Consider the following 18,379-nt stretch of genomic DNA (forward strand, 5'->3'; position numbering starts at 1 on the left):
AAACATGAACCGAACCGAATGAAAACAAAACTGGAAGGATGGATTCTGTACTCAATTGCGGCCGCCTTTTTCTGGGGAACCTGGGGCGTGGTGGCCAAACTCATATCGGATCAGGTCAGCCCGTTCACGAATCACCTGCTGTTTAGTGTGGGTATGTTGCTCACCCTGCCGCTGGTGCTTAAAAAAGTCAGAACCGAAAAGCCGAACCGGAAAGGCATTATCTGGGGACTGGTAGCCGGGGTACTGGCGGTAACGGGCAACGTGGCCGTTTATCAGGCGTTTACGTCGGGCGGTTTGGCGGCTATTGTGATTCCGGTAACGAATCTGTATCCGCTGGTAACCATCGTTATTGCGCTGCTGGTGTTCAAGGAAAAGCTAAACTGGATCAATGGAATCGGTATTCTGGTGGCCATTCCGGCGGTGATCATGCTATCGGGAGAGTCGCTGCTGTTCGATGATCCGGCGGCTTTCATCAAAAGTTTTGGTCTTAATTCCGGGGGCACTCGCCAGTGGCTGCTGTACTCGTTCGTCGCTTTGTTCTTCTGGGGCGTGTTCAGTGCCGCCCAAAAAGAAACGACCAATTCCATTTCTGCCGAGTGGTCGTATGTGAGCTTCATCGTTTCGTCGGTCGTTATTGCGCTGGGGTTTGTTGTCGCTGGCCTGGTCGATCTCAACCTGTCGGCCAAAACACTGGGTCTTGGTTCACTGGCGGGTATGCTGAACGGACTGGGTGTGCTGGCCAGTTTTGCTGCCTACAGCGCCGAAGGGAAAGCCTCCAAAGTAACCACCATCGCCGGAGCCCTACAACCCGTTTTTACCATTGTGCTGGCCATTATTTTCCTGAATGAAAGCCTGTCTCTGATCGAATCTTTAGGTATCGTACTGGCCATCATCGGTGCGCTGACGCTGTCGTACGAATCGTAGAGACGCAATACCTTGCGTCTGTTTGAGATAGAAAAATTTAAAACCTATGAACCCAATTCTAAACGAAATTCTGGAAATTCCCGGCCGGGCCAACGATGTGCTGGCCAGTTCAATTGACCCACTGCCCCTACATGTTCCGTATCTGGGTATGGGGTCGTCGTACTTTGCCCCGCTGTCGTTTAAGTACATGGGAGTACCCATTTACCCGGAACTGGCATCGGAATATGTTTACTACCTGGCCAAAGGCAAAAAGGCCCCGATGGCCGTGCTGTTGTCCCAGTCGGGGCGGAGTAGTGAGGTGCTCTGGTGCCGGGACTTGTTCGATCAGTATGTGGCTGTGTCCAATTACACGGACAGCGAGCTATGTACCGCCCCGAATGTAGCCCGCATACTGCCCATTCGGGCGGGGGAGGAACACTATTCATCGTCCAAAACGTACGTCAACACGGTGGTGTCGCTGTTTAAAGGGTTTGGTTTCTCGCCCGAAGCCACCGTAGCGTTGATCGCCGATAAGTTTGAGCAGTACCGTCAGCAGGGCGAACAACTGGCTGATCAGATTCTGGCGGTGCGGAGTCAATACCCCATTCACGGCATGTACGTAACGGGCAGCGGTCCCAACGTAGGTACGGCCTATGAGGCTGCGCTGATTCTGAGCGAAAGCACCAAATTGAATTTCCACGGCCTGCCTATGGCGCAGTACGATCACGGTCCGAAAGAAACCGCCAACCACAGCATTGTCATCCAGATTCTGGCGAAAGGCGAGACGTACGAGCGCAGCCTACGTTTGTCGGAGATGGTGGGCCGGGCGGGGGCGCATGTCTTTACGGTCGAATCGCCCGGTGTGGAGGAGCATTTTTCGATCCTGCACAATATCATCCAGTTCAACTTCGTGGCCTATTATATGGCGGAGAAACTGAACATCGGCGAAACATTCGTCGTGGGCGGGAAAGTGACGGAAGCGGATTAGGCTATCGATCACGGGCGCATTCATGATGCTTCTATGTTTTTGACAGGAGAAATCCGGGAAAAATACCAGGTTGCTCTGTTTAACGGATAGCCTGTGATGTCGATACTCCTAAACCGATAAAAGTTGATGCGTTTTCCGTCCTTTTCGTTTGCTCCGGCTAATTGGGGGCAACAGCTGATTGCCATTTATCTGCTGATAAGTGTTCCTCAATTCGGTTGCCTGGCCCAGCCGACGGGAAAACGGATTGAGGAACAGGCCGCTGCTGCCAATGCCGGACGCGATTCGGTAGGGAAGGAGCGAAGCCGTATCGAAGCCGAATACATCACCCGCGCCAACCAGAACATTGAAAAATACCGGAAGGGCGACGCCCGGATTTCGTTTGTCGATGCCGCCGGAAAACCCGTTCGGAATGTATCGGTAACGGTAAATCAGGTATCGCAGGATTTTTTGTTTGGCAATCTGGTCTTCGAAATTGCGGGCTTTGCGCCAAAAGAACCGTATAAGGTCGAGTTGTTCAAAGAGCGGTTCAAAGCTCTGTTCAACTTTGCGATCCTGCCGTTGTACTGGTCGAACTACGAAAAGAAACCCGGTATGCCCGACTGGAAACGCAATCAGGATGCGCTCGACTGGTGTCGGGTCAACGGGATCACCACCAAAGGCCACCCGCTGGGCTGGACCTCGCCTTCGGGAACACCGAAATGGCTGTTGCAGATGCCCGCCAAACAGGCCGAAGAAGTCTACAAAGCCCGAATTGTCAATAATGTAGTTGGGTATAAGGGGCAAATCGACATCTGGGATGTGGTGAACGAGCCCGTCAACACGGTCCCCTGGGAAACTGCCCTCACCGACACGGCCAATACCAACGACTTCCGGTACAATGTCAATAACGTATCCGTGGCGTCCATTGCGCCCTGGGTCGAGCGGTCGTTCAAATGGGCGCACGAGGCCAATCCGGACGGAAATTATATCCTGAACGAATACTTTACGCTGGCTATCCCGAAAGTGAGAGAGCGGTTCTACCAACTGCTGAAAGAGCTGAAAAGTCGGGATACGCCCATCAGCGGCATCGGCATTCAGGGCCACGAACCCCGCGACATGTGGTTTTCGCCCATCGAAGTCTACAAGACATTCGATCTATATCAGGAGTTTGGTCTACCTATTCACATCACCGAACTCATCCCGCAGTCGTCCGGCAAAGCCATTACCGGCTGGCGAACCGGAACCTGGACGGAGGAAGCCCAGGCCGAATTTGCCCGGCAGTTCTACACCCTCGCCTTCGGGCATCCGGCCATAGCGTCGATCAACTGGTGGGGGCTGTCCGACAAGAACATCTGGCTGAAAGGGGGCGGCATGCTCGATGCCGAGTATAATCCCAAACCCGTGTACAACACGCTGATGAAGCTGATCAAAGACGATTGGATGACCAAAAACCTAAAGCTGTCCACCGGCAAACAGGGCAACGTGGCGTTTCGGGGCTTTTATGGAAAGTACCAGCTAACGGTAACCAGGCCCGACGGTAGCCAGCAGATACTGGATGTACACCTCCGCGAAAAAGCGCCTAATCAGTGGACGTTTACGCTGTAAAGACCACCTGTTTCAACTACGTCCCGACACCTTCATGAACGCGAAAGTCTACCTGTATTTCCTGCTTTTCCTCGTCGCCGGAGCGCCGAAGCTACTGGCTCAATCGTATAACATCCGTGATTTTGGGGCGAAGACCGACAGCACCGTTCTGAATACCAAAGCGATCCAGAAAGCAATCGACAAATGCTTTAATAACGGTGGGGGCGAAGTGGTGGTACCGGCAGGTACGTTCTATACGGGCACGATTTTCCTGAAATCGAATGTGTATCTGCACCTGATGCCGGGCTCTGTGTTGCAGGGAAGTTATAACCCCGCCGACTACCCGGAGCATGACATTTTGTGGGCTAAGAAATTTGGCACGATCACGCATAATGGGTTGTACCTGAACTACATGAAGGCCCTGGTCATTGCCGATAAGGCAATTCGTACCGGCATTTTCGGACTGGGTACGTTAAAAGGCCCCGGCGAAGGCAAGGCGTTTCAACTGGGGTTGAACAAGGATGGTAAGCCCAAAAATATCTTCTTTATCGGTTGTCAGGATGTGCTGCTGGAAGGTATCAGCATCCTCAACTCAGCCCAGATCACCGTATCGATTTCGGGTTGCGAACGGGTAACCATCAACCGGATCTACCTGCGAAGCTGGGTGAACTGGAATTGCGACGGGCTGGATATCGACGGAAAAGACGTCATCATTTCAAACTCCTTCATCGACTCCGAGGATGATGCGCTTTGCTTCAAAAGCGAGTATCTGGAGAAGTTCTGCGAAAATATTACGGTCACCAACTGCGTGCTGTCGAGCATCTGCAACGGCATCAAATTTGGCACCGGTTCCCGAACTGGTTTCCGAAATATCACGGTCACCAATTGCGTCATCAAGAAGGGTTCGGTGAACGAGTTTCGGCATTGGGCCATGCCACCGAGTATCGTGTATAACCCCGAAGAAACGAGCGTTAACTGCGGCATCGTGATTCTGGGTGTCGATGGGGGAGTGGTCGAGAATATCAACATCTCGGATATCGTCATGACCGATGTGCTGAGTCCGATCTTCATTCGGGTGGGTAAGCGGTTCCTGAATCCCGAGCAGAAACCGTCGGTGATGCGGCATATTACCATTCAGAATATCCGGGCTGAAACCCGAAGCATCATCCCAACCATCATTGCGGGCCTGGAAGACAGCCCGGCCGAAGATATCCGGCTGTCGAACATTCGCGTCTCCATCCCGATGGGTGTTTCGGTCGATTCGCTGAAGACGTTTCCTGCGAATGTTCCCGAAAACGTAAAAGGCTATCCAGAGAACAGGCTGACGTTTGGCACCAGGCTACCAGCCAGTGCTTTTTACGTCCGGCATGTGAAAGGCTTGGTCCTCAATGATATAACGGTAACATACAGGCAACCCGATGCCCGCCCCGCTTTTTATATTGACGATGTTGTTGGTATGAAGCTCCGCACTGTGTCTGTCGACAACAAGAAGCTGGAGAAAAGCGAGGCTATGCTTGTGCAGAAAAAAAGCGAACAGGTTGACCTAGTCGATAACTGATCTTCAGACGTAACCAGTCAAACCCAAAATCAAACCTTATGCAAACTGAACCCGAAAACCTCACGCGCCGAACTTTCCTCAAATCGGTGAGCGTAGGGGCTACAGCCGCGTTTCTTCCCGGTTCACTGGCCATTGCCGGATTAGAGAACAACCTGACAACTGCGCAAAAACCGATAAGGGCGCTGGCGGGCAAAGTGATTCCGACCGCCACGGGAACGGTGCTGTCCGATCAGATGGGCATCACGAGCGTACACGAACATATCGTAATGCCGAGCGACCCGGCTCAGCGGGAGAAGAGCTTCAACTTTGCGGTGAGCGATCTGAAAAAGGCGAAAGAACTGGGTCTGAAAACGATTGTCAACGTTGGACCGACGGATGATGTAGTTGGTATCCGCGAGGTCTCGCAGGCGTCGGGCGTGAACGTCATTTGCTGCACGGGTTCATATTTACTTAAAGATGAACAGCAAAGCATGTCGGTGGCCGATTTCGAACGCCGGATGATCAACGACGTGGAAAACGGGATTCAGGGCACCCAGATTCGACCGGGGGTGATCAAGGTGGCGGCCCGTAAACTGCCCATCACGCCGGGGGAGAGAAACCTGTTCATTGCCGCGGCCCACGTGCAGAAGCGCTATAGTCTGCCCATTTGTACCCACGCGGTTAGTGGGTGCGTTGAACAGCAGCAGGTTCTGGAAGAAGCGGGTGCCGACCTGGCTCACTGCTATTTCTCGCATGTTGAAGCCACGTTCGGCTGGCAGGGACGCACGGTCGATCAGGAAATTGAGTACCTGCAAACGGTGGTGAAAAAAGGCAGTACGCTTAGCTTCAACAACTTCGGCAATTGGAACCACACCAAGCCAAACGATCTGGCGCGGATCATTCAGGAGCTGACCAAACGCGGCTACGACGACCGCATGGTGGCCACCATCGACCTGACGTGGACCCTCGTAGACGGCAACATCAAGATTCTGTGGGAAGATACCAACGAAGACGGCAAAGACCGAACCTACTCGTATCCGCTCCGGAAAGTGGTGCCCTGGCTGAAAGAGAAAGGCCTTTCTCAGGCATCAATCGACAAATTCATGAGAACGAATCCCCAGCGGATATTTACCTGGTAATCAAGGTGCTAAACCCATCGTAACGTCTACTGACCTTAACTTGATAATGAAGAATCAACTCGTTCTTTTGCTGACACTTGTACTGATAACGTTTCAGGTGTGCGCTCAGGGCGTGACGCCCCACCCGGTACCGGAAGAGTTTGGTTCTGATTATTACGAGGTTGTCGTAAACGGGATCAACGTACCTGTTTTTCACGCGGGACTAAACGTTTATTTCGCCAGTTTCGATTTTACCGGTAACGCTTCCGTAGCGGTGAAGTCGAAAGCCAATACCAACAAATACTCGGGCCAAACGTCGAACAAAGAAACCGCCAACATCGATGAAAAAGGGTATTGGCGGGGCGAAGCCTTCGTGCGCCCACTCTCGAAAAACTGCAAGCCGACCGTAGCCAGATCAACCGTTAGCTTTACCCTGACTGAGGCCGGACAGTACTCTGTTGAACGGGCTGGAACGGCAACCGCGACGGCGGCCCGCTTCAAGGACGATGTCCTGTTCCTTTTTGCCAATCGGCCCGATACGAACCCCGCCGGGTCGGGGCAGGCTGTACCCAGCCTGACGACCAAAAACGTCATTCACCTCAAGGCGGGCATCCACCACCGGAACATCGACCTCACGAGCGAGCAAACGCTGTATCTGGACGCGGGCGCGGTGCTGTTTGGGGCGATCAACGTCTGGGACGCGAAGAATGTGAGCATACTGGGCCGTGGCACGGTCATGTATTACGGTCCACAGTCAGAAACGCACGACGACGGCTGGAAAAACCAGAAGAACTGGCACCCGCTCACGACCCACAACGTACAGGGGCTGACCGTTCGGGGCATCACCTTCGTTTGCCGCAGCCGCACCTGGTCGCTGCAAACGCACACCACCTTCGATGCAGTTTTTGACAACATCAAGGTGCTGGCCGTAAACCCGCAAAATATCAACGGCGACGGTATCGACTGGTACGGTGGGGGAAGGGCCAGGGTCGCCAACAGCCTGATTCGGTCGATGGACGATTGCTTTGCGTTTTTTACGCCCGGCAGCAGTCAGGACATGTGGGCTACTACCCGCAATACCGAGGGCGCGGTGACTGATATTTCTATCGACAATTGCGTGCTATGGAGTACGCTGGCCAACGTGTTTCGGATCGGTTTCAACGGGCAGGCATTGACAACCCGCAACATCACCATGCGTAATACGGATGTGATTCACATGAGTAAAGGCGAGTGGTATGCGCCCTGGTCGCTGTTTTGCATGGTCAGCCCGAACGGGAAAGGGCAGGCAAAACACAGTGATTATATGTTTGAAAACATCCGGTTTGAGGAGCCTCTCGCACTCTTTGGGCTTCAAAACCCCGAAACGCAGTTTGTGAATATACGCCTGAAAAACATCTCCATGCAGGGCGAGCCTGTGCCTTCGGTGATTAAAAACACCACTCGTGGGGTCACCTTCGAGAACGTGATGCTGAACGGGAAGCTAGTGGTGGCCGAAGCCGACATTCCGCTGCGGACCGGTAGTAAGCGGGTCGAGAATGCAACCTTCGGGCCAATGAAGTAACGCTTTATCAGAACGTGATGAAGCGGGCTCCTTCAGGGATCTGATTTGTGGATTCTGATCTGACTGGATGAGCGAAAAAGTGACCATGAAACAGATTGAATCGCGATAAACCTTCATACGAATGCCTTTACCTTCTTCAACCCGTCGGGAATTTCTGCAACAGGCAGGCCTGCTGAGTGCTTCGCTACTGGCCTCCCACATCGGGCTGGCCATGGGTCAAAAAAACAATCCGGTTATTCTGCTACGCTCGGGCTGGCAAATAGAGAACATTGGCGATGTGGCGCATACACCGGCCTTTCTGGCTTTGATGGAAACGTATTTGCCCGGCGCACGTGCCATTTTCTGGCCCCACTATGCCATTCTCCCCCAGACGGAAATCGACATGCTCATGCTCCGCTTTCCACGTTTGCAGATTGTGCGCGGGAAGGTCGTGAACGGTAAACCCGACAGCGCGGAGTTGGAAAAAGCGTTTGCCGAAGCCGATCTATTCGTCCATAATTCCGGTCCTGCCATGATCGGCTGGGCCGAAGCCGAAGCGTTTAAAACACGAACCGGTAAGCCTTTCGGCGTTTTTGGCGTTACCTACGGACTGTATGGCAAACAGGAACGTGCCACCCTGCCCAAAGCCGATTTCGTTTATTTCCGGGATTCGGTATCCCTGGCTTTGGCCAAGCAGGACGGCATAACGGCGCCCATCATGGCCTTCGGGCCGGATGCGGCTTTTGCCACCGATGTGGTCAATCGGGAAGCGGCCACTCGCTATCTGAAAGCCAATAACCTGCAGCCGGGGAAATTTGTGGTATGCATCCCCAAACAGCGTCACACCCCTGCCTGGCTCCACAAAGCCAAGAACCGCCCCGTCGATACGGACCGACAGGCCCGCAACGAAGCGATGAAAGAACACGATCACGCACCAATGCGGGAGGCCATCATCGCCATTGTTCGCCAAACGGATTGCAAGGTGCTGATCGGGCATGAAGACGAAACGGAATTGCCCATCGGTAAGGAATGGCTGCTCGACAAGCTACCCGACGACGTTAAAAAAGGCGTTGTCTGGCGCAGTGAGCCCTGGCTGCTGGAGGAAGCGCTGGGGATCTATCGTCAGTCGGCGGGGTATTTCGGCCACGAGCAACACACACCGATCATGTGTATCGGAAACGGTATCCCCGCCATTCTGGGCCGCTGGGAAGAACAAAGCAGCAAAGGGATCATGTGGAATGACATCGGCTTGTCGAACTGGCTGTTCGACTTCGACCGGGAGGAGGATATCAAGCGGTACGTACCTACCGTGCTGGAGATGGTCAAAAAACCGGTGGAGGCCAAAAAGTACGCCCGGAAGGCTCAGGAGTTGGTTCGGCGCAATCATCAACAGGGGTTTAAGGCCATTGAGAATGCCATCAATAAAGCGCAAAAACAGGGGTAAGCAGGTTCGCAGCCGTCAAATTACCCCGTCAAGAAACACAATAATTAACCAGTTACGCTGCCACACAACACGTGGCCAACCTGAATACGCAATGAACCGATTTTTCTTTACACTTCTGTTGCTTCTCCCGCTCCTGACCTCTGCCGCTACCTGGCATGTTTCGGGTACCGGAGACGACGCAAACGATGGCAAAACGCCCGCAACAGCTTTCCGTAGTCTGCAAAAAGCCGCCGATCTGGTGCAGCCCGGTGATGTGGTGCTGGTGGGCAACGGCAGTTACACCAACGCTGATAAAGGCAACGGTAGCGCGGTCCTGAACATCACCCGCTCCGGTACGTCCGACGCCTGGATCACCTGGAAGGCCCGGCCCGGTCATCATCCCGAGGTTCATCCGTTAGGTTGGTGCGGCATTCAGATTTCGGGTTCTTACAACATCCTTGACGGCCTGAACGTGATTGGCAACAACGATGCGATCGTGCTGCTCAAAGCGCAGGAAGACGGTAAGAAACCCACGCCCGATCCGTACTTTAACACCAACGGGATTTTCTTCAATGGCCGGACGAATAAGCCCGACCAGAAACCGCACCACCTGATCATTCGCAACTCTACGGTGGCTAAATGTGCGGGTGGCGGGATTGTGGGTATCGAGATGGATTACCTGACGGTCGAAGATTGCAAGGTGTACGATAACGCCTGGTTCATGCGCTACGGTGGGTCGGGCATCACCACGCTGAACAACTGGGCGTACGACGATGCACCGGGCTACCACATCATCATTCAGCGCAATTTTGTCTGGAACAACAAGACACTGGTGCCCTGGGAGAAAATCGGCAAGCTGAGCGACGGCAACGGAATTTTACTCGACGTTACGGATCAGGACCGGAAAGGTGCTACCAACCCGAATGCCGATGCCGTGGTGAAGCCCGATGCTGCCCCTGCGCCAGCGGCTCCGGAGAAACCAAAACGGCCGGAGTGGAAGGGTAGGGCGCTGATTGCCAATAATGTAAGCTGTTATAACGGAGGTTCGGGCATTCACACGTTCCGCACCAAACACGTTGACATTATCAACAATACGACTTACTGGAATGGCGGCATAGTGGGCTATCAGGAGCTATTTCCGAATAGCTCCGAAGATATAGTGATCATGAATAACATCATAGTACCCCGGCCGGGTGGTAAGGTCACTTCCAATAATAAAAACACGAATATCCGCTGGGATTACAATGTGTACCCGGCGGAACAGGATGTGTTTAAAGGCCCCAACGATATCGTAGCTGACCCCGGCTTCATCGACATTCAACCCGACCCGACAAAGGGCAGTTTCCGGCTGGTGAAAAGCAGCCGGGCGCTTAATTCCGGCGCGAACGACATACCTCAGTTGACCGATATTATTGGCAAATCCCGTCCCAAAAAAGCCGGACGCGACCGGGGTGCATTCGAGCAGTGAACCGTAATAAAATAGGCAATACTCTACCGATTACCGGCTGAAAAAGTACTATAATACCTCCATCATGCTCAACTACGTTTCTGTCATCGTGTCTATTCTCGTAACCGCAGCGGTTGCCCACGCGCAGGTCTCTCTGCTGCCCGCCGAGTCGATCCCGTTTACGACTTCTCCCAGGAATGTGCCCGCATCAACACTGGCTACGATCGATGCTGCCGGGCAAGCGTTCCAAAAAGCCTACCGCATTTCTACCCTCGGTCAGACGGGTAACGATCGGCTGACCATGCGGTATACCATTGACAGTGACGTGCAGAAAGGGGATGTGCTGCTATTGTCGTTCTACAGCCGTTCACTCCAGAGCAGGAAAGAAACGGGTGAATCGTTCATCGAAATCTCGCTCGACCGGGTCATCGGCGGAAAGTACACTTGGCCGCCGTTGATTGAGCGTGGCATGTCGTTTGGTTCCGTCTGGACACTGACGCAGATACCCTTCGTTGCCTCACGAGAAGTGACGAAGGGCGATTTGTCGCTTGTGATCAAATGCGGTAGTTTCCCGCAGCAGTTCGAGCTGGGTCAGCTCACGTTGGTGAACTACAAACAGTCGAAACAACTGGCTGATCTACCGCGCAGCATCGTTCATTATGATGGCGACGCACCCGATGCCGCCTGGCGGAAGGCAGCGGCCGACCGGATTGAAAAATACCGCAAAGGCGACCTCACGGTACGTGTTCTCAATGCGAGCGGCAAGCCCGTCAACAATGCGTCGGTATCTGTCCGACTGGCCAAAAGTGCCTTTGCGTGGGGAACCGCCACCAACTCGAAAATGCTGCTGGACTCCATCAGTCCGGACGCCAAAACGTACCGGGACACGCTCCTGCGGTATTTCAACAAGGTCGTTTTCGAAAACGAGATGAAATCGAAAAACTGGGCCACGACTGACCATGACCAGACCAAAAAGGCCGTTGCGTGGCTGCGGACGCACAACATACCGGCGCGTGGTCACGTGATGGTTTGGCCCTCCTGGCAGCATTCTCCGCACCTGGTCAGGTATCAGCGCGACAAGGCGGCTCTGGGCGAAACGATCATGAATCAGATTGCCGACCAAACGGCGGTGATGAAGGATCAGTTTGTGGAGTGGGACGTGATCAATGAGCCATTTGCCCACCACTCGATTATTGACTCGCTGGGTGGTAAAAACGTGATGGTGAGCTGGTTCAACGCGGCCCGAAAAAACACGCCCGGCGTGAAGTTATTCCTTAATGAATACACCATGTTTCATGCCGAAGGGGGAGGAAGCGACAGCTTTTATAACTACGTAAAGTTCCTGAAAGACCAACACGCGCCCATCGACGGTATTGGCGAACAGGCCCATATCGGCGGCACGCCCCCCGGTATTGAGCTGGTCCTAAAACGGCTGGATCGATTCGCAGAATTTGGGCTTCCCATCCAGATTTCTGAGTTCGATATCACGAGCGATGATGACGATTTCAAGGCCCGGTACATGCGCGATTTCATGACGGCGTTGTTCAGTCACCCAGCCACAACCGGGTTCGTTCAATGGGGATTCTGGGAGAAAGCGCACTGGATTCCGGCTGGTGCCCTCTGGGATAAAGACTGGAATCTGCGGGCGCACGGAAAAGTATTTACCGATCTCGTTGGCAAAACCTGGACTACCCATGAAACAGGAGTGACCCGTAAAACTGGTGAGTATAAAGTTCGGGGCTTTACCGGAGACTACGACATTGTCGTGACTGTCAACGGAAAATCTGTTCGAAAAAACTATACGCTTGACCGCACTGGAGGGGCCGTTGAGATTCGCTTACCTGATTAACGTCAGGTGGACGGGACAGACCCTGTAACGGGGCCGTTTTAGTGGGTAGATAACATCAGGATTCTGCGGGAAGACACCAGCGAGTCCAGAGGGTTTTGCACAGTGGCACCGCTGCTGAGGTGTACAGAACCGGACTGGTTTATCGAAAATAGGGTAAAAACGAACGGCTATCCGCTTGAGAATTACAACAGGCTTTGGGGCCGGAACGGTAGCCCCGGCCGATTATTTCGTTTGCTTAATCAAGTACAACTCATGAAAAACAGCGTATTCGCTCTTGTTATCCTGCTGGGTTTGGGCTCGGCTCAGGCTCAAAAAAAGGTGTTTCCACAAACACCCGGTATGGTGTCGTACACGTACCGCAACAGTTTCCAGAAGAACGTAGCCGCCACGCTCGATACCATAAAAGCGTTTGGTATCACCGATATGGAGTTCTCCAATCTGTTCGGTAAAACAGCCGCCGATCTGCGGAAACTGCTGGACGAACGGGGCATGAAATGCTCGTCCTTCGGGGTGGGTTATCCCGATCTGCAAAACAAACTGGCGGAGGTGGGTCAGAACGCAAAAACACTCGGCGCGAAGTTTGTTCGGGTGGCCTGGATACCGCATCAGGGGTCGTTTACGCCCGACATGGCCAGGAAAACCGTCGATGATTTCAACCGCTTTGGCAAACAGCTGAAAGATGAATACGGGATTACGTTCTGCTACCATAACCACGGCTACGAGTTCGAGAAATACGAGGACGGCACGTTGTTTGACTACATCGTCAAAAACACCGATCCAACGTACGTGAGTTTTGAGCTGGATATTCTCTGGACGGTTTTTCCGGGACAGGACCCCGTTGCCCTGCTCAAAAAATACCCCAAACGCTTCAAGCTAATGCACCTGAAAGACCTTCGTAAAGGGGTTGTGGGTAATCTGTCCGGAGGGACGCCGGTCGAGAACGATGTGGCCTTGGGAACGGGCCAGATTGATTTGCCCGCTGTACTTCTGGCGGCTCGGAAAGCGGGCGTTCAGCACTATTACATTGAAGATGAAAGCCCCAGCATTGCCACGCAGGTGCCGCAGAGTATCGCCTATCTGAAAGACCTGAAAAAGTAACTGCCCGATGCCAATCAAATTTTACGCCCCCGAATGGGGAAATACGCTGCCTTTCCCAATGTTCTGCCAACGCGTAAAAGCGGCTGGTTACGATGGTATCGAAATGGCACTGCCGCTGGAGGCCGATGCCCGGCAGGCAATCGTCGATACCCTACGCGAACATGACCTGGAGTTCATTGGGCAGTACTGGCAGTCGTTCGAGCGCGACCTGGATGAACACGGGCGGAATTACGAAAAGTACCTCCGCAATCTGGTCGAAGCCCAGCCGCTGTTCATCAACTGCCAGACGGGTAAGGATTATTTTTCGTTCGATCAGAACAAACAGCTTTTTGACATTGCTACCCGAATCTCAACCGAAACGGGTGTCCGTATCACGCACGAAACGCACCGGGGGAAAGCCCTGTTTGCCGCCCATATCGCTCAGAACTACCTAACTCAGTTGCCCGACCTGCGCATTTGCCTCGACATTTCGCACTGGTGCAACGTCCATGAGTCGCTGCTGGATGACCAGACCGACGCTGTCAATCTGGCCATTGCCCACACCGACCATATCCACAGCCGGGTGGGGCATCCGGAAGGGCCGCAGGTCAACGATCCCCGCGCTCCGGAATGGGCGACGACGCTCAGCACGCATCTGGCCTGGTGGGATCGGATTGTCCAGACGCATACAGCCGCCGGTACGCAGCTGACCGTCACGACCGAGTTCGGACCGGCAACCTACATGCCGGTTATGCCCTACACCCAATTGCCCATTGGCAACCAGTGGGAGATCAATGTATTCATGATGAACCTGCTGAAAGAGCGGTATGCTAAATTAGTTTTTTAAAAGGATTTGCCGTGCTTTTCAATCCTGTTAATCCTGTCAAAATAAACACACTTAATCCTGTCCAATGCGACGAATTTTACTCCTCTTTGTGCTGCACCTTTGCCTGATCCCTTCAGGCCGGGTGCTTGCCCAGGTACAAAGTTGCCGGGCCAGCCTGAGCAACGATACGCTTGTTCTCGAAAACGACCTCATGGCCCGGCGTTTTCGCTGGAACAACGGGCAGTTGATCACCCTGAGCCTGACTGATAAAAAGAGGAACCAGACCTGGAAATGGGTCAGCACCGATGCCGATTGCGTCTTTCCGGGCCATACAACGCCCACCGGGAAAGGAGAACTCACAACAAAACAGGTAGTCAGTCAGCCCAACCAGACCGACCACCTGGCGGTGAGCGTGATCACCCACCTTGGTTCACTGGACGTTCGGCGGGAGTTTCGGATTTACCCCACCATCGCTGCCCTGAACTGTACATTTTACCTGCGCGGGAAAGCCTCGCCCGAGTGGCAGCAGGCGGCTGGAAAGTCGGCGGCCGGGATGGATTTCAAGAATATCGAATCACAGAACGACCTGAACAAATTTGCCGCTGCCGTGCCGGTAATGGACAAGCTGGCGCTGGCGGGAAATCACTGGCGGGGGCGGGCCGTTGAATTCGCCGACATGACCGACCGCAACAATACGCTGGTTACGGAAGTGCCCTACAACCTGTATCGCCAGCCGGGTTTTCTGAAAGGCAATCTACTATGGCTGACCGATGGGCTTTCCGGGTCATCGTTTTTCGTGTTGAAAGAGTCGCCCGTTTCGGTGATTCAGTTAGCCAATCCGGGGTTCGATTTTCTGGTGAAGAACGGCAGTGTTCAGACCGTTGGCGCGGGTATTTTGCCCTCGGATGTGTCTGAAACGGACTGGGTTCGCGGCTACGGCTATACCCTCGGGCTGGGCGGGTCGTCGGAGCTGGATGGCCTGCAAACGCTCCGCAGCTACCAGGATGCCAAACGCCCCCGACGCGCCGACCGCGACGAAATGATCATGATGAATACCTGGGGCGACCGCAACAAAGACACCAAAATCAGGGAGCAGTTCATCATCACCGAATTGCAGAAAGCGGCTCAGCTGGGCGTTACCCGTTTTCAGATCGACGATGGCTGGGAGTTGGGCAAGTCGATGAACTCCGCCACGCCGGGGGGTAGCAGTGAAGACATCTGGAAAAATCCGAACTACTGGAAGCCGGACCCCGAACGGTTCCCCAACGGCCTGAAACCCGTTATCGATGCCGCCAAAAAACTGGGTATCGAACTGGGACTGTGGTTCAGCCCCAGCGTCGACAATAGCTTTGCCCATTGGGATAAAGACGCACAGGCGCTCATCGGCCTGTATAAACAGTACGGCATTCGGACCTTCAAAATTGACCTCGTCCAGATTCCTGACAAAACCGCCGAGACCAACTTCCGGAAATTCCTCGATACGGTTATGGCAGCCACCAATTATGAGGTGATCTTCAATATGGACGTAACGGCCGGTCGGCGTAACGGGTACCATTTCATGAACGAATACGGCAACCTGTTTCTGGAAAACCGCTACACCGACTGGACCAACTATTACCCCTACTGGACACTCCGTAACCTTTGGAATCTGTCGAAGTACGTGCCGTCCCAAAACCTGCAGATCGAGTTTCTCAACAAGTGGCGCAATGCCGACAAGTACCCCGCAGGAGACCGCTTTGCGCCGGCCAACTACTCCTTCGATTACCTGTTTGCCATCACGATGATGGCTCAGCCGCTGGCCTGGTTCGAGGCCACTGGTCTGCCTGCCGAGGCTTTTCAAACGGCTACACTCATTAAGACGTACCGAACTATTCAGACACAGGTTCACGGGGGGCACATTCTGCCTATTGGCGACGAACCCAGCGGCAAAAGCTGGACGGGATTTCAATCCATCCGGTCGGAAAAAGAAGGGTTTCTACTCGTTTTTCGGGAGGATACACCCAATGCTCAGGAAACGGTTAAAACCTGGCTGCCCGCTGGTAAACGGGTTCGCCTGCAAACCGTGGCTGGTGCGGGGAAAGCCTTCGAACAAGTCGTGACCGGAGAAGGAAACCTGCTAATGACATTGCCTGCCGCAAATAACTTTGCGCTGTACCGGTACACAGTGATGAATTGAGGTGCAAGATGGCTGAAACAGTAACCGCACCCCTTGAGAATTGACGTTCCAGACAGAGTAGAGCGAATGACCACTGTAACTAGATCATTTTGTGAAAAAATTGAGAATATTTTTAAAATACGCAGGATCTGACTAAGGGTAAGGCCGCTTATCCGTGTCATTCTGGCACCTGACTGCTAAACCAATGACCGGATCTGAAGGTAACCTCATACCTGCTCAAGACCAGCATCTGCGACGGATGTTGCCCAATCCTGAACGGGTAACATCCGTTGTTGATAACGAACATATTATTCGATCGGCCTTTGCCAGCTCGCCCGAAAAAGGGTTTGAGACGCTGTTCAGGCTTTATTTTCGACCCCTTTGCAGCCATGCCGTGCGCTTCGTGTACACCCGTGAGGTGGCCGAGGACATCGTTGGTGAGGTTTTTTATCAACTCTGGAAATCGGGCAGTTACGCCACTGTTCAGCATAGCTACCGAACCTATCTCTACGCGGCCGTCCGGCACCGGGCCTTCAATTACCTCCGCGACGAATTAACCGGCAACCGTACCGCCACGTCGCTCGATGATCTGGGCGATACGGGTCAGGATGAAACGCCCCAGACGCTCATCGAATATGATGAGACGTTCCAGCGGGTCGAAAAAGTAATCCAGGAATTGCCCCCGCAATGCCAGCGCATCTTTCTGATGAGTCGGTTCGAGAACCGAAAAAATCAGGAAATCGCCGATGAGCTGGGCCTGGCTCTCAAAACCGTCGAAGCCCACATGGCTCGCGCCCTTCAACAACTGCGCCGGGTGTTTCTGCCGATGGGTCTGCTATTTTTTCAATTTCTTCACTAAGGGTAATACGCTCCGCTTGTGTCCAACAGGCAAACATTTGTTCATGGAAGATCTCGTCAACAAAGCGGTTCTGTTCGACTATTTTTCGGGTCGGGTGAGTCCGTTACAGAAGAAATCGGTTGAGAGCTGGCTGTCAGAAGGGAGTAACCGGGAATTATACTACCAGTGGCTGCACGAGTGGGAAATGAACCGGTTGCAAACCAACACAAACTGGCAGCTCGTCTACGAAAAAACGGCGCAGCGCATCAACAATACGTTCCCCGCTGTTGAGGAGCAGGAACCACCCCCCAAAACCTGGACCATCAGCCGCTGGGGCGGGTGGATAAGCCGCAGCGGTCTGCTGGCGGCATCGGTGGCGTTACTGCTCATGGCTATTGGCTGGCTGTTTCGCGATGCGCTACTGTACAAAACCGTCCGGACCGGCTTTGGCGAAACCCGCAGCCTGACGTTACCCGATGGGTCGGCGGTGACGATGAATGCCAATTCTTCGCTCCGGTATTCGCGCTGGTTCGGTACGTCAATCGGAGTTGGTAACCGGACCCTCATCGCCGACTCCGCCCACGAGAACCCACGCATGGTGGAACTGACCGGAGAGGCTGACTTTTCGATTCGGCATCTGCCCAACAATCGGCGATTTGTCGTCATGACGCCCGGAGGGCTGAAGGTAACGGTACTCGGTACGCAGTTCACCGTCTTCAGCCGTGAACGCGCTACACGGGTGGCCCTCCGGTCGGGGCGTGTTCAGCTGACGACCGGGCAGAAAACGACGCCACCCCTGATCATGCAGCCCGGCGATCTGGTGACACTCAACCGGCAGGGGAAACTGGACTTGACCCGAACGGCGCACCCCGAAAGTATGGCCGCGTGGAAAGATCACCGATTCAACTTCGACCAAACGTCGTTACGGGAAATCGCCGATATACTCCACGAAAACTACGGCCTGGTCGTAACCATCGGCACGTCGCAGTTGGCCGGTCGTACCATTTCGGGTTCGTTTACGGCTCAGAACGCCAATGAGTTATTGAAGCTGATTGCCCAGTTGCTGCAAGTAAATTACATCCGGGAGAACGACCGGGTGTCTTTCACCGATTAAT

The 18,379-nt window shown here is 53.8% G+C and carries 14 protein-coding genes; all 14 read left to right on the top strand.

Features of this window, described 5'->3' with window-relative positions:
- Positions 1-18 precede the first annotated feature (18 nt).
- The 14 genes from CRO74_RS29915 (at position 19) to CRO74_RS29980 (ending at position 18,378) form a co-directional block, all read left to right on the top strand.
- Complete coding sequence (locus tag CRO74_RS29915) at positions 19-924, top strand: DMT family transporter (protein ID WP_097131879.1); 906 nt, start codon at positions 19-21, stop codon at positions 922-924.
- A gap of 46 nt (positions 925-970) precedes the next feature.
- Entirely contained in the window at positions 971-1,891 is a 921-nt protein-coding gene (locus tag CRO74_RS29920; protein WP_097131777.1) for an SIS domain-containing protein, read from the top strand.
- Between the two features lie 126 nt (positions 1,892-2,017).
- On the top strand, positions 2,018-3,475 hold the full coding sequence (locus CRO74_RS29925; protein WP_097131779.1) for an endo-1,4-beta-xylanase: 1,458 nt from the start codon (positions 2,018-2,020) through the stop codon (positions 3,473-3,475).
- Between the two features lie 34 nt (positions 3,476-3,509).
- Positions 3,510-5,012, top strand: coding sequence for a glycoside hydrolase family 28 protein (locus CRO74_RS29930; RefSeq protein WP_179830347.1), 1,503 nt, complete (start codon positions 3,510-3,512; stop codon positions 5,010-5,012).
- 38 nt (positions 5,013-5,050) lie between these two features.
- A complete protein-coding gene (locus tag CRO74_RS29935; protein ID WP_097131783.1) occupies positions 5,051-6,130 on the top strand; it encodes a phosphotriesterase family protein in 1,080 nt (359 codons plus the stop codon).
- A gap of 46 nt (positions 6,131-6,176) precedes the next feature.
- Complete coding sequence (locus CRO74_RS29940; RefSeq protein WP_097131785.1) at positions 6,177-7,670, top strand: glycoside hydrolase family protein; 1,494 nt, start codon at positions 6,177-6,179, stop codon at positions 7,668-7,670.
- A 121-nt stretch (positions 7,671-7,791) separates the two neighbouring features.
- Positions 7,792-9,093 (top strand): polysaccharide pyruvyl transferase family protein, encoded by a 1,302-nt coding sequence (locus CRO74_RS29945; protein ID WP_097131787.1) that lies wholly within the window; start codon positions 7,792-7,794, stop codon positions 9,091-9,093.
- Between the two features lie 91 nt (positions 9,094-9,184).
- Positions 9,185-10,540 carry a right-handed parallel beta-helix repeat-containing protein gene (locus CRO74_RS29950; RefSeq protein ID WP_097131788.1) on the top strand — a complete coding sequence of 452 codons (1,356 nt, stop codon included), beginning with the start codon at positions 9,185-9,187 and terminating at the stop codon, positions 10,538-10,540.
- Between the two features lie 64 nt (positions 10,541-10,604).
- The gene (locus CRO74_RS29955; protein WP_097131790.1) at positions 10,605-12,368 is read left to right on the top strand and encodes an endo-1,4-beta-xylanase; all 1,764 of its coding nucleotides are present in this window, start codon (positions 10,605-10,607) and stop codon (positions 12,366-12,368) included.
- Positions 12,369-12,620: 252 nt separating this feature from the next.
- Positions 12,621-13,466, top strand: a complete 846-nt coding sequence (locus CRO74_RS29960) for a sugar phosphate isomerase/epimerase family protein (protein ID WP_097131792.1) — start codon at positions 12,621-12,623, stop codon at positions 13,464-13,466.
- Between the two features lie 7 nt (positions 13,467-13,473).
- Complete coding sequence (locus CRO74_RS29965) at positions 13,474-14,292, top strand: sugar phosphate isomerase/epimerase family protein (RefSeq protein WP_097131794.1); 819 nt, start codon at positions 13,474-13,476, stop codon at positions 14,290-14,292.
- Between the two features lie 64 nt (positions 14,293-14,356).
- A complete protein-coding gene (locus CRO74_RS29970) occupies positions 14,357-16,447 on the top strand; it encodes an alpha-galactosidase (protein WP_097131796.1) in 2,091 nt (696 codons plus the stop codon).
- Positions 16,448-16,631: 184 nt separating this feature from the next.
- The gene (locus CRO74_RS29975) at positions 16,632-17,285 is read left to right on the top strand and encodes an RNA polymerase sigma-70 factor (RefSeq protein WP_097131798.1); all 654 of its coding nucleotides are present in this window, start codon (positions 16,632-16,634) and stop codon (positions 17,283-17,285) included.
- Positions 17,286-17,328: 43 nt separating this feature from the next.
- Positions 17,329-18,378, top strand: a complete 1,050-nt coding sequence (locus tag CRO74_RS29980) for a FecR family protein (RefSeq protein ID WP_097131800.1) — start codon at positions 17,329-17,331, stop codon at positions 18,376-18,378.
- The last annotated feature ends 1 nt before the right edge of the window (position 18,379 follow it).

This window comes from Spirosoma fluviale (assembly GCF_900230225.1).
In the GTDB taxonomy this organism is placed as follows: domain Bacteria; phylum Bacteroidota; class Bacteroidia; order Cytophagales; family Spirosomataceae; genus Spirosoma; species Spirosoma fluviale.